The organism is Novisyntrophococcus fermenticellae, from assembly GCF_018866245.1.
GTDB lineage: Bacteria > Bacillota > Clostridia > Lachnospirales > Lachnospiraceae > Novisyntrophococcus > Novisyntrophococcus fermenticellae.
The window spans coordinates 1,020,753-1,034,130 of sequence record NZ_CP076458.1 but is presented as its reverse complement, the minus strand read 5'-3'; the positions used below and the strand labels follow the sequence as shown (position 1 = coordinate 1,034,130).

Here is a 13,378-nt window from a genome sequence, read left to right as displayed (position 1 = left end):
CCTCCTCAATTCAAGTTCAAACATCATCCTCCGAACGGCTCTCTGCCTTTTTCATATTCTTATACCCGGCCATCAAACCGAATCCAATCATTAAAAGACCAATAATCGTAAATAAAATCGTAAATACAATCATTACCAGCTGTTCTTTACCGCGGCTGGAGGAAATGGCTTCAAACATGTGGTATGCCAGCGTCAGCAGATAGAATCCCGCCATTGCGTATATCGCTGCTCTCGCATTTTTTTTCCATCCTTCGTTCTCTGTCGGCTTCTTCTCGTCCATAATTTCCTCCATCTAACTAATCTTAATTACTTCCTTACCAGGTATTTTCTCATATCAACTGCACAGGCAACCAGGATAATTAGACCCTTAATTACATACTGCAGGTTCTGGTTGATTGAGAGGAAGTTAAGGGCAACAAAGATAATTCTTAATATGAATACCCCCATAACAACACCACTGATTTTACCGGTACCACCTACAAAGGATACACCGCCGATTACGCAGGCAGCGATCGCATCTGCTTCGTAATTCAGACCTGTATTCGCCTGGTTGGAACCGATACGTGCAGATTCTATAAATCCTGTGATACCATACATACAACCTGCCAGTGTATGTACAAGGATTGTGGTTCTCATAACATTTACACCGGACACATTGGCAGCTTCCGGATTAGAACCTACTGCAAACATGTTCTTTCCAAATGTGGTCTTATTCCACATGAACCACATAAATACAACGACGATGCATGCGTACCATACATAGTTTGGAATCGGTACACCTCCGACTTTCAGAATGCTTCCTGTTACAAAATTCTTAAAGGATTTATCAAGGCCGGACAGAGGCTGTCCGTTATTACCGTTTAACATGATATACATCAGCAAAACGCCGTAAACAATCAGCTGCGTGGCCAGGGTTACGATAAATGGATGCAGATGGAATTTAGCTACGAAAAAGCCGTTCACCCATCCTACAATACCGCCAACGATGACAACAATTAAAATAACCAGAGGAATCGGCATAACCGGCAGCTCCGGAAATATCTTGGTCGCATACGTGGTAGCCTGCAGCAGGGACGCTGAGATACACGCCGTCAGACCTACGACACGTCCGGCAGAAAGGTCGGTACCCGTAAGCACGATGGTACCTGCAATACCACAGGCAATCGGTATATTCGCTGCGGACAGCGAGATGATATTAACGATGGATGATGTACTTAAAAATCTACGATTCTGCGTATAGGTGTAGATAGCGGCAATAATAATCATGATATACAGCGCATTATTGATCAGCCCTTCTTTCCACACCGTCGCTTTGCTTTTTGCATCTAACGCTTTATAGTCTGCATAGCGTGTTTTTATATTTGTAATCACTTTCATCAGGAAATTCCTCCTTAATTATACGTATTTAGCAGCATAAGTCATAATCTGTTCCTGCGTTGCCTCCTCAGCGGAAACCTCGCCCGCCAGTCTGCCTCCTGACATCACAAGGATTCTGTCACAGATACCAAGAAGCTCCGGCATTTCAGAAGAAACCACAATTACAACCTTGCCTTTATTAGCCAGGTCAATAATCAACTGGTAAATTTCGTATTTTGCTCCCACGTCAATCCCCCGGGTAGGTTCATCCAGAAGCAATACCTCCGGATCAGTGAGCAGCCATCTTCCGAGAATCACCTTCTGCTGATTGCCTCCGGACAACGCACGAATCTTTGTTTCCTGTGACGGTGTCTTGGTACGCAGGGTATTAATATATTCCTGCGTGTCTTTTTCCATGGACTTCTCGCTCAGATAAAAGCCGAATTTTTTATGCCTTTTTAAACTGGCAATTACGGTGTTCTCTCTGATATTCAAAATATTAAAGATACCGGTAGACCGGCGCTCCTCGGTCAGCAGTGCAAATCCATTCTTTATGGAATCTCCTGAGTTCTTATTTGCAACAACTTTTCCGTCCAGTTTAATCGTTCCGCTTTTTCTTGTGGCAATTCCAAACAGTGTTTCCAGTGTTTCTGTACGTCCGCTGCCATCCAGACCCGCCAGCCCCAGAATTTCACCTTTTCTAGCCTGAAATGATACATCATTCAGAAGCGAATACATACCGGACAGGTGTTCTACCTCAAGTGCGATCTTCCCCGGTTTATTCGTCTTCGGCGGAAACTGGTTGGTCAGTTCACGTCCAACCATCAGGCGGATGATATCTTCCATCGTAAGCTTCTCTGCATCTTCCGTCGCAATCCAGGTTCCGTCACGCATAATTGTGATTTCATCTGAAATCCTTTTGATTTCTGCCATCTTATGAGAGATATAGACAATTCCGCAGCCTCTCTTTTTCAGCATGTTAATAATATCAAATAAGTGTTCTACCTCCTGCTCTGTCAAAGAAGAAGTAGGCTCGTCAAACACGATGATTTTAGAATTTGCAGAAACTGCTTTCGCGATTTCCACCATCTGTCTCTGTGATACCGGCATCGTAGACATGATCCGCCTGGGATCCACATCGATTTTCAACTCATCAAATATTTTTTTCGTATCCTGATAAATCTTTTTTTCATTTACCATGACTCCGCCCACTTTGGGGTAACGTCCCAGCCAGAGATTATCCATAACGTTTCTCTTGAGTGCCTGGTTCAGTTCCTGATGCACCATCGCAACTCCGTTTTCCAGAGCTTCTTTTGAATTTTTAAAGTGTACTTCTTTTCCCTCCAGCTCAATCTTACCGCTGTCCTTTTCATAAATTCCGAAAAGGCACTTCATCAGTGTAGATTTCCCGGCACCATTCTCCCCCATCAGGGCATGAACCGTACCCGGTTTTACTGCCAGAGACACATGATCCAATGCTTTTACACCCGGAAACTCTTTACAGATATCCGTCATTTGTAACAGAACATCCTGTTTCATATCTGTCCTCCTGTGTCGTATAGTGATGTAAGGGTCAAAAGGCCTTTTGACCCTTACATCATATCATATCAGAAAGGCGGCGGCCAACCCATATGGCCGCCGCCTTTCGTTGCTTCTCTTCTCTTTATTCCTCTCCGGTATAAACACCATATGGAATATAAATCTTGTTGCTTACTTTATCAGAAATGTTGTAAGAATCTGTTCCATCCATTACTTCTTTTCCTTCTGCAACGTTCTGAGTTAATTTAGCGATACATTCTGCCATACCATCTGCATCCTGCTTGATTGTTCCGGTCATCTTGCCGTCTGCAATCAGCTGCTTTGCAGCATCTGTGGCATCAACGCCGAATACCGGGATTGTCTTGCCGTCTTTACCGGTTCCGAGGTTATATCCCTTGTCATTCAACGCTGAGATAGCGCCTTCAGCCATACCGTCGTTGTTACAGATAACAAGCTCAATCATATTGTTATTGCCTTCATTAAACTGAGACAGGTTTGTGGTCATGTAGTTATTCGCTGCTGTAGCACTCCAGTTACCATCTTGATCTACCTGATATTTATCTGAATTCGATGCATCAAAGTATTCCAGTGCCGGTTTTCCAGCTTCTTTAAGGACTTTATCTGCATCCTCTACTGCATACTGTGTACGGTAGATTGCTTCCGCGTTACCAAGCTGTCCCATAAACATTGCATAGGAAATCTTACCGTCTCCATTGAGATCAATGGTATCAAAGTTTTCAGATACATACTTTCCAATCATTTCGCCCTGCATATGACCGGCTTCCGGAGCATCCGTTCCTACAAATGCAGACTTATCATAGCTTCCGAGAACTTCTCCCTCTGTCTTATCATCTTCAACAGCACGGTTGAAGAATACAATCGGGATTCCTGCCGCTTCCGCTTTATCTACCAGCTGTGAAGATGCATCTACGGAACCTGATGTAACGATATTGACAACCAGCATGGAAGCACCGGTCTGAATTGCTGTATCAATCTGCTCATTCTGTGTTGTCTGGTTGCTGTTGGCATCATAATCCTGATACGTAACTCCAAGCTTATCCAGCTTTTCATCCAGTGCTGTACGTACAGATGCAATATATGTGTCCGAGTACGTATAGTAGAATACAGCTATATTTGCATCCGAAGATGCCTCTTTTCCATTATCCTTCGTACTTTCGCTTTTCGCACTGCTTGTACTTCCCTCATTGCTGCTGCCTGAGTTTCCGCATCCGGCAAACATCCCTACTGTCATAGTTGCCATGAGAAGAACTGCTAAAATCTTTCTTTTCATAATATATCCTCCATTTCTGTTCTGGAATCAGTATAGCATCAATCCCGGATTCTTTACATGTGACATACTATTCTTTTTTTGTGTTATTCTACACAGTCTGGTCTTCGCCTTTTCCAAACGCAAATAATGCCCGCTGGCTTTTATCATCATACATATTCTCCCTTGTTACGAGAATACTCGTAGTCTCTATTTCTGCTTTATCCAGCTTCTGCCCGTTAAGCAGTGCATATGCCTTCTCGACACCCAGGTATCCGATCGCATAAGGATTCTGAACGATCAGTGCATCCACATCTCCGTTTTCCAGCATACCCACGGACTTGACATTGCTGTCAAAGGCAATCAGCTGTGTATCACTGCCAACACCCATCTCTTCAACCGCATAGCCGACTCCCAGACTGGTCCATTCATTGAACGTAACAAGTACATTGATATGAGGATATTGATTCAGCATATCAATCGTTCCCTGTTTGGCATCCTCTACCGTAGATTTTACATTTATAGAAGAAACAATTTCTGTCCGTTCATCCTTTTTCACAGTGTCACGGAACCCGCTCTCGCGCATCTGTCCGTTCTGTGTATTTTTGTCAAAGTTTACAATCCCGATGCGAAGCGTCCGCGCCGGATTTTTTAGTGCCTCTACTCCTGCTACGCAGCCTGCACCATAATTATCCGTTCCGATATAGCACATAATCTTAGAGCTGTTGACCGGACTGTCAACGACTACAATCTTAATTCCCTTTTCTGCCGCCCGGTTGATTGCATCTGCGTTTGCCTCAAAGTCAATTGCTGAAAATATAATCGCATCCACATCGTCTTCAATTGCAGCATCAATCATATCGTTCTGCATCTCAAAATCTTCCTCGCTGCCCGGTCCTTCACACGTAAGGTTCAGGTTATATTCTGCACTTGCCGCATTTGCTCCGGCATAGGCAGACTGCCAGAATGCAGAATCTGTGGATTTAGATATAAACACAACTTTTCGCTTTTCGATTGAGTTATTATTGATCTGGTTATCCGACCAGAACCACACTGCATCGCCAAATGCAATGTAAACGATACTCCCCAGCAAAAGAAGTCCCACCCCTATGGCCGCCAGTGCTTTTCTTCTACTTTTTCGCATATTCTTCCTCCTCAACCTTTGGCACACGGATTGTAACACAGGTTCCTTCGTCCAGCTCACTTTTAATACTCAAACCATAGTTTTCTCCAAAATAAATTTTAATCCTGTCATTCACATTCTTTATTCCGATTCCGGTCTTGTCTCCTGCTTCTCTATGCATGATTTCATGACACTGCTCCTCTGACATTCCCACACCGTTATCTTCTATCTCGAACACAATATCCTCATCATTTTGATAAATCCGGATCTGAATCTCGCCTTCATCAAGCATCTGATTTACACCATGATAAATGGCATTTTCAATAATCGGCTGCAATGTGATTTTATTGCATAAATATGGAAGACACTCCTCCTGTACATCGAAGGAATAGGTGAACTGGTTCTTATATCTGTACTTTTCGATCTTCAGATAACTCATGGCATGCTGGACTTCCTTTTCAATCGGAATCAGTTCATGTCCTTTACTGATACTGATGCGGAATAGCCTTGCAAGAGAATTAACCATCTCTTCCGCATCCTCATTCTTACCTTCTTCGCACATCCATGCAATAGCGTCCAGAGTATTGTACAGAAAATGAGGATTGATCTGTGCCTGCAGTGCATTCAACTCTGTTTTTCGCAGTGTAACTTCCTCCTGACGCACCTGATCCATCAATTTCTGCAGACGGACCACCATATGGCCGAAAGAATTGGACAGGGTTGTAATTTCTGTCGTTCCGCTTATCGGTGAAAACACAAAATTTTCCGTATTTTTCTCGAACTCCCGCATCGCAGTGACCAGTTTTCTGATCGGAGCAGAAAAAAGCTCAGAAAACGCCCATCCAAGCAGGAATACCGCAATAAGCACTCCACAGAGCATCTTCAGCAGATTGGATACCGCACTGCTTACTTTTGCAGTAATCATTTCATCCACATAACAGACTCCTACAATCTTCCAGTCACAGTTTTCCAATTCCCGGACTGTATAAATCGCTTCTGACTCAGTATGGGTACCCTCCTTAAGTTCTGCTCCCTTTTCCTCTTTCAAACCGGAATAAATCAACTGCTGCTGCGGATGATAAATCAGATTACCCTCCGAATCTGCAATGTAAACATACCCATGGGCTCCGATTCCCACATTATCTATATAGTTGGCAATATCCGAAAACCGGATATCCATATTCACCTGCAGCCTTTCTCCGTCTTTCCCCTGAACCTCCTGACATACCGTAACCACCCAGGGATAATAGTCCACAAAAAGAGATTCTACGTGAGGCTTTGTGATATTAAGCCTGCTGTCTGCCGCATCCGGAACTGTGTATGACTGGCTGTTCAAGTTGGTTTTTTTCAGCTCCCTGCCATTGCTCCAACAATCCTTAAGACTTCCTTTTGCATCATAAGTGGTGATTGCAACGATATCTGAGCGCATGTCCACCATATTCTGGATAAAAATATCCTCATCTGTACCCTGCTCCATGTTTTCCATGATTCGTTCCATGACGTTCTGCATTTCTCTTGTATAATTCTCTACAGTATTGAGTACCTGAACACCAATCTGATCACTGCTTGTAACCGCACTCTGCTCCATGCCGCTCCTGTAAACCTGTACAAAAATCAATGTCGCAGCCGCAGAAGAAATCAGTACGATAGCCATAACCATCGTAATAAACACGCCTGAAAGAGAGATTTTACTTCGCATATTCCCTCCTGTATCTGTTCGGAGACATCCCCGTTATCTTTTTAAAGCAGTGACTGAAATAGTACTGATCTTTATATCCGCACACCTCTGTAATCTCACCGATTTTCAAGGATGTACAGCAAAGAAGCTCCTCTGCCTTCTCAATTCGTCTTCCGGTCAGCAGTTCCACCAATGTCTTTCCGGTATTTTTCTTAATCAGACCGCTCAGATAATTGGGGGATACCCCTACTTCTTCACTGATGGAGATCACAGATATATCCTGTTCGGTATATCTGTCATTGATAATCTGCACCGCCTGTTCACAGATACGCTCACTGCTCTTCTTTCTCTGCTCCGAAAGCATCTCCTTTGCAAATATACACATTTTCTTCATGTTCTGAAAGTTCTCTGCTGTTCTTTCCAGCTCCTGCATCTCGCTCATCGGATACTGTTCTTCAATTCTTCGTATCCCCTGATCTCCGGAAACCGTATATACCACCTTATATACAGATGCCACAATCTGTGAAATCAAAATAAGTACTGACATAAAGGAATTATTTCCCACACGCATTTCCTGTTCCAGTCTGTTCAGATATCCTTCCATGTCCTCGGTCGTTCCGCCTCTTAAAAGTGATTCTATTTTACCGGTAATTACCTGAAGATCCTCCTGTTCCAGCCTCCTGCTTTTTTCTTCATCCGCTATAAAGTACACACTGCTCTGTCCATCCTCAGAATAGCTGAGAGCATTCATAGCCTCCAGATATCCCTCCCGGCAGTAAGTCAACATATCCATACTTCGGCTTACACCTATCTGACATTTGAGGTTCATCATCCGCTCCACACTCTGTACAATTTCTTCTACAATAATATGTAGATATTTATTCAATCCAGCGGGGGTGGCTGCAATAATAGAGACGACTCTTCCCTTCAGATAGCAGCTGGCATACCGGGCATATTTCTTCAATATCATGTCAATTGCATTCACGCTGTTCCTCTTTGTCATATCCCTGCCATTCTCATCCTCAATCCCAACCACAAGTATGGTATATTTCATATTATCCGGCATCGGATTTCTTAAAAGTCCACAGGCGAGCGCATTCTCTTCTAATTCTTCCTCTTTCATCCTTCCCTGCTGAAAGCTGTCCAACAGAAGCGGCAGCAGAAATTCTGATTTTCTTATTTCAAATTTTACCTGAATGCCCCTGGTAAATTCTTCAAATTTTTTATCTATGACCGCCTTAATCTTTATAAGCTCTTCTTCCAGCTCTCCGGAAGAAATCGGTTTGAGCATATAACTGACGATGTTATACTGAATTGCCTGCTGTGCGTAAGAAAAATCATCGTATCCACTTAAAAACGCAATCTGGACGGTGGGCCGTACCTCCCTGACTGCCCTCGCCAGATCGATTCCGGACAGAAATGGCATCCGTATATCAGTAAGCAGGAGATCCGGCTCCAGCTTTTCTACCAGTTCGAGTGCATCTGCACCGTTCTCAGCTTCTCCAATCACACGGAATCCAACACGCTCCCATCCCACTCTGCGGATGATTCCCTTTCGGATTTCTTCTTCATCATCTGCTACAATTACAGTATACATTCGTTTTTCATTTGTCTCACTCATTTTTGAATAATTATCCTTCCCACCGGTAAATACAAGGCTCTTCCTAAAAAAGAGCATAGTTATTTTATCATGATACATGATTCGGGAGTCATTATCCATAGGTTTTTCTACTATATGAATGTAAAATGTTACTATTAGTTATATTCATTTAACTCTGTAACGCCCTACAGGGGGCACATCCGTGGATGTGCCCCCTGTAGGTTGAAAATAAGTATGCATTTATTAAAAATCTACTTCTGTACCATAATAAGTACATGTTAATAATTTTTCCATCTCGGCAGGTGTGATTGGCCTGGGATTTGATCCGGTACATGCATCCCCTACTGCTAACTCAGCGATGGTTTCTACCTTCTCTTTAAATTCTTTTTCCAAAACACCGAATTCTTTTAAAGTTTTAGGAATGCTCAGCTTGACATTGTAAGCATCAATTTTATCACACAGACCTTTTACGCATTCTTCATCACTGCCGGTTATCCCCACACTCCTTGCTATGTCCGCATAGCGATTCATTGCGTTTGCGGCATTGAATTTAATAACGTAAGGAAGGTAAATCGCATTCGCACATCCATGTGGGATATGCCCGTTTGAAAAAGCAGCACCTGTTTTGTGAGCCATTGAATGGGTAATTCCTAAAAGTGCATTGGAAAATGCCTGTCCTGCCAGACATTGTGCATAATGCATCTGTTCTCTCGCTGCCATATCGCCACTGTAAGAATCCGGAAGATACCTAAATACCATCTGGATTGCCTTAATGGCAAGCGGATCCGTAAAAGGACTGTTCAGGGTTGACACATATGCTTCGATGGCATGTGTTAGTGCGTCCATTCCCGTATGGGCAACTAATTTCGCAGGCATGGTCTCTGCCAGTTCCGGATCTACAATCGCTATATCCGGGGTGATATTGAAATCAGCTAAAGGATACTTCACGCCTTTGGAGTAATCTGTAATAACTGAAAAAGCAGTAACCTCTGTTGCTGTTCCCGATGTGGACGGAATCGCTATGAATTTTGCTTTTTGTCTTAAAGTCGGAAAAGAAAAAGGTTGAATAATTTCCTCAAATGTGGTATCCGGATATTCGTAGAATACCCACATGGCTTTTGCAGCATCAATCGGAGAACCTCCGCCCATGGATATAATCCAGTCAGGTTCAAATTCTCTCATAACTTTGGCACCCTTCATAACTGTTTCAACCGACGGATCCGGTTCTACATTTTCAATCAGGGTCGTTTCAATACCGGCTTCTTTCAGGTACGCAAGGACTTTATCCACAAATCCGAATTTCTTCATGGATCCGCCTCCTAAGACTAAAACAGCCTTCTTTCCCTCAATGTGCTTCAGTTCCTCAAGTGCGCCCTTTCCATAATACATGTCTCTTGGCAATGTAAATCTCATCATCATCCAATCCTCCATAATCATATTGGGTCAACAGTTACATTTATTATAACATTGTTAATATATTAACACAATAGTTTTTTCAGATTATTTTGATTTTTGTACAATTACAGTTTTTTGTGTGTTTGTAATTTTCGATAAGTATCTGGTGACATGTTTGTGAATTTCTTAAATACCTTTGAAAAATAGGTGCTGTTCTCATAACCGAGCTTATCTGATATTTCATACACCATCTTTCCCTCTTCCAACAATTTTTTTGCTGCCTCAGTTTTCTGTTGATTCACATATTCTATAAAATTCTGCCCCATTTCTTTTTTAAATAGTGTGCTCAGATAAGCTGCCGAAACCCCAATTTCTTTCGCTGTATCCGAAAGCTGTACCTGTATATACAGATTCTCTTTGATGTATGCAAGAGCCTTTTTAAGAATTTCAGACCGGCTGCATTTATAGCAGATTAAAAAACATTGTAAAAATGCATCTGAAAATTCAAGAAACCATGCCTCTATCTGCATAAGACTGTTCATCATCATGATGTTCTGATAATGGCAGTTATCTTCTCTTATATAGATTTCTTCAATGGCTCCACCCATACTCTGGGCTGCAATGGAATAAATTCCCAGCATGTCCATAAAAATGCGGCGCAGAACGTTCACGCTGGTATAAGGTGTGTCTCGGATAAGGCAGAATATGCTGCTGATGCAGCTATGAATCTTTTCCCGGTCAAATTTCGCAACCATGCTTTGAAGCTCATGTATCAAATCCAGCATTCCTCTTGGACTATGATCATTTGTTTTTAATTTTTCGCTAAATATCCGGAGCGTATCTGTTTCGTCATAGTAACTGATTGTGCGAATTTGCTCCGACAAGAGCAGATTTTCAAACAACTCCTGCGTATCTTTAATTTTATGATAGACGCATCCCATATAGACTTTGTTTTCAAAAATATTCTCTAATTTCCCGTTCCACTCTTCCAGAAATGATATCTTGCAAGTTTCCGGGAAAAGATAAAAACAGCTTTGAAGGTCCTTTCTGATTACCAATGTATTGATTTTATATTCGGCCAGAAACTTTCTGGACTTCTCTTCCAGCAGATATATAGCATCAGGGGTATGCCCGGCCTGCAGCTGTATGCAGACCAAAGTTTCATAACACTTTTCCTCCATAAAAATCTGCCGTCCATTTCCGCTGATTAAATCTTCGTATTTTATATCACTGATAACTCCATGCAGAGCAACTTTATTCGTATTAGCAGCCTTTTTACTCAATTCAAACTTACATTTGACTAGTGTACGCAGAAGTTCCCCGGAAGAAAGGTTCAACTTTCTCAGATAATCATATGCTCCCAATTTCATAGCCTGTTTTACCTTATCAAACTCCTCATTGCAGCTGATGACAATGACACGATACTCATAATGATACGCTTTCAACCGTTCCAGTAACTGAAGCCCGTTTATCTTTGGAATATTCAGATCCAACAGTATAATTTCGGGATATTCCTTTCGGATGATTTCTATTGCCTCTTCCCCATCTGCTGCATCCTCCAGCAATGTGAGCCCCAGATTCTTCCAGTCCACCAACTGTCTCAGACCGATTCTTGACAGGATTTCATCCTCCACAATCAGCACCTTCATTTACGTTCGCCCCCTTCTCGTCTCTTAGGTACACGAATCCACATCTCAAAACCGTTTTGAACTTTCTCGTTAAAGATAAGTCCATATTGATCTCCATACAACATTTTCAGTCTGGCATTCACATTCGAAAGACCAATTCCGGTAAAATTACTTTTATTTCTCACAGGGCTTTTCAATATCTGTTCCATCGCTTCTCTTTCTGCTGAATTTCCGTTGTTAAATACAGATATCACAAAGTCATATTCGTATTCCACCGCTGATAATATAATCTGCCCACCCTGAACCCCGCTGACCCCATGCAAAATGGCATTTTCCAGAATAGGCTGCAGCGTAAAAGCCGGTATTTCGTAAAAATATAAATCACTTGGCAATACATCATAATACTGGAATGTTTTCCCAAATCTGATCTGCATAATCTGTACATAGGACGCCACAATCGCCACTTCTCTTCCAACGGTTGTCATTCCATTTTGATTGGCATACACGGCATGAAGAATTTCACCCAGGGCGGTCAAAGCCTGCTCTGTTTCCGTTTCACCGTGTTCCTTCGCCATGATGCGCACTGTATTGACTGTATTAAAAACGAAATGTGGTGATATCTGGGACATCAGCATCTCATAATGTGCCTTCTCTTTCAGGCGACTCTCTTCTTTTACTTTTTCAATCAACTCCAGTATCCGCCCGGTAGCTTTATTATAGCTTTGGATAAAGGTATTGATTTCCAAAAAAGTATGTTTTGACAAATGAATTGTATCAATCGCATTCTCAGAGTTTTCTATCTGACGCGCAACACACCTTATGGGATCAGATAGCCGCTTCGACAGATAAATTAGTATCACGCAGGTCAGAAGCACAAGCAACAAAATCATCTGTAAAATCCGGTTGTTTATCAAATCATTTTCTGCGAAAACAATATTTTTAGGTGCAGTATAGATCAGAAAATTATCCGAGCTTTTCATTTTCAGTGTAAAATAATGAAGTCCTTCTGCTGTAGTACCCCTGTTTATCTCTTCATCCGTTAAAATCTGCTTCATCAGATCATCTGCATTGTTTTCTTGCTGGTTGTAAATAAGCTGCGTTTGATCCTCTGCATTATAGATATACAGTGTACTTTTTTCATCTTCATACAGTGACTGTATAAACCCGCCCCATATCTTATCATCAGACAGGCGAACAAAAATAACTCCCAGGCATTTTCCGGAATAGTCCCGGATACTTCTCCCAAAATATAAGGCTTGATAGGGTCTCTCTTTTATATGATTCATTTCTTCAAAAAATTGTGCTATCTTAGTGGAGTAAGTCGGAGTACGTCCATTTTCAATAATCTGCTGATACCAGTCTGTATCCTGATACTTCACGGCGGTTTTGCTCAGATTATGTGAACCAATCAGATATCCCGAATTTGTAAGCACAGCAAGCTTTCCGCCGACTGCATTTAAGGTACTGCTTTCTAACTCGGATATTTTCATGGAAATATCTTCACGGGCTTTATAAACATTATAGCTGTCCTCTTCATTCTCCAATATGTGCAGTCCTTCCAAAACCTCCTGATTAATCATCATCATGCTTGAAACATAATTAGACACTTCAATCATCTGTTCCGCATTGTCCTTTATCTGCTTCATAAGTATCTGCTGCTGATTAATCTTATTGTCAGAGATAGTCCTCTGAAGATATACATTTAAAATCATTAGCGCAAGACAAAGAGGGAGGATTACAAATCCTCCCAGATACACGATCATCTGTGTACGAATACTTTTATTTTGCATCC

The 13,378-nt window shown here is 42.0% G+C and carries 10 protein-coding genes; all 10 read right to left on the bottom strand.

Annotated elements, in window-relative coordinates; all coding sequences use genetic code 11:
* Positions 1–16: 16 nt before the first annotated feature.
* The 10 genes from KNL20_RS04680 to KNL20_RS04635 all read right to left on the bottom strand — a co-directional run bounded on the left by KNL20_RS04680 (position 17) and on the right by KNL20_RS04635 (position 13,376).
* Complete coding sequence (locus tag KNL20_RS04680) at positions 17–280, bottom strand: hypothetical protein (RefSeq protein WP_230399462.1); 264 nt, start codon at positions 278–280, stop codon at positions 17–19.
* A 26-nt stretch (positions 281–306) separates the two neighbouring features.
* Entirely contained in the window at positions 307–1,377 is a 1,071-nt protein-coding gene (locus tag KNL20_RS04675) for a galactose/methyl galactoside ABC transporter permease MglC (protein WP_230399461.1), read from the bottom strand.
* An 18-nt stretch (positions 1,378–1,395) separates the two neighbouring features.
* On the bottom strand, positions 1,396–2,895 hold the full coding sequence (locus tag KNL20_RS04670) for a sugar ABC transporter ATP-binding protein (RefSeq protein ID WP_230399460.1): 1,500 nt from the start codon (positions 2,893–2,895) through the stop codon (positions 1,396–1,398).
* 124 nt (positions 2,896–3,019) lie between these two features.
* Positions 3,020–4,186, bottom strand: coding sequence for a galactose ABC transporter substrate-binding protein (locus KNL20_RS04665; RefSeq protein WP_230399459.1), 1,167 nt, complete (start codon positions 4,184–4,186; stop codon positions 3,020–3,022).
* A gap of 88 nt (positions 4,187–4,274) precedes the next feature.
* Positions 4,275–5,306, bottom strand: coding sequence for a substrate-binding domain-containing protein (locus KNL20_RS04660; protein ID WP_230399458.1), 1,032 nt, complete (start codon positions 5,304–5,306; stop codon positions 4,275–4,277).
* Entirely contained in the window at positions 5,293–6,984 is a 1,692-nt protein-coding gene (locus KNL20_RS04655) for a sensor histidine kinase (RefSeq protein WP_230399457.1), read from the bottom strand. The genes KNL20_RS04660 and KNL20_RS04655 overlap by 14 nt, the downstream gene beginning before the upstream one ends.
* Positions 6,974–8,584: a response regulator transcription factor gene (locus KNL20_RS04650; protein ID WP_230399456.1), complete on the bottom strand. Its 1,611-nt coding sequence runs from the start codon at positions 8,582–8,584 to the stop codon at positions 6,974–6,976. Before KNL20_RS04650 ends, KNL20_RS04655 begins: the two co-directional genes overlap by 11 nt.
* Positions 8,585–8,806: 222 nt before the next feature.
* The gene (locus KNL20_RS04645; RefSeq protein ID WP_230400034.1) at positions 8,807–9,979 is read right to left on the bottom strand and encodes an iron-containing alcohol dehydrogenase; all 1,173 of its coding nucleotides are present in this window, start codon (positions 9,977–9,979) and stop codon (positions 8,807–8,809) included.
* Positions 9,980–10,083: 104 nt separating this feature from the next.
* On the bottom strand, positions 10,084–11,607 hold the full coding sequence (locus KNL20_RS04640) for a response regulator transcription factor (protein ID WP_230399455.1): 1,524 nt from the start codon (positions 11,605–11,607) through the stop codon (positions 10,084–10,086).
* On the bottom strand, positions 11,604–13,376 hold the full coding sequence (locus KNL20_RS04635; RefSeq protein ID WP_230399454.1) for a sensor histidine kinase: 1,773 nt from the start codon (positions 13,374–13,376) through the stop codon (positions 11,604–11,606). Before KNL20_RS04635 ends, KNL20_RS04640 begins: the two co-directional genes overlap by 4 nt.
* Between the last annotated feature and the right edge of the window lie 2 nt (positions 13,377–13,378).

Bases quoted from the DNA above. Each gene is read 5' to 3' on its own strand.
- KNL20_RS04680 (WP_230399462.1), bottom strand. From the start codon at position 280: ATGGACGAGAAGAAGCCGACAGAGAACGAAGGATGGAAAAAAAATGCG.
- KNL20_RS04675 (WP_230399461.1), bottom strand. From the start codon at position 1,377: ATGAAAGTGATTACAAATATAAAAACACGCTATGCAGACTATAAAGCG.
- KNL20_RS04670 (WP_230399460.1), bottom strand. From the start codon at position 2,895: ATGAAACAGGATGTTCTGTTACAAATGACGGATATCTGTAAAGAGTTT.
- KNL20_RS04665 (WP_230399459.1), bottom strand. From the start codon at position 4,186: ATGAAAAGAAAGATTTTAGCAGTTCTTCTCATGGCAACTATGACAGTA.
- KNL20_RS04660 (WP_230399458.1), bottom strand. From the start codon at position 5,306: ATGCGAAAAAGTAGAAGAAAAGCACTGGCGGCCATAGGGGTGGGACTT.
- KNL20_RS04655 (WP_230399457.1), bottom strand. From the start codon at position 6,984: ATGCGAAGTAAAATCTCTCTTTCAGGCGTGTTTATTACGATGGTTATG.
- KNL20_RS04650 (WP_230399456.1), bottom strand. From the start codon at position 8,584: ATGAGTGAGACAAATGAAAAACGAATGTATACTGTAATTGTAGCAGAT.
- KNL20_RS04645 (WP_230400034.1), bottom strand. From the start codon at position 9,979: ATGATGAGATTTACATTGCCAAGAGACATGTATTATGGAAAGGGCGCA.
- KNL20_RS04640 (WP_230399455.1), bottom strand. From the start codon at position 11,607: ATGAAGGTGCTGATTGTGGAGGATGAAATCCTGTCAAGAATCGGTCTG.
- KNL20_RS04635 (WP_230399454.1), bottom strand. From the start codon at position 13,376: ATGCAAAATAAAAGTATTCGTACACAGATGATCGTGTATCTGGGAGGA.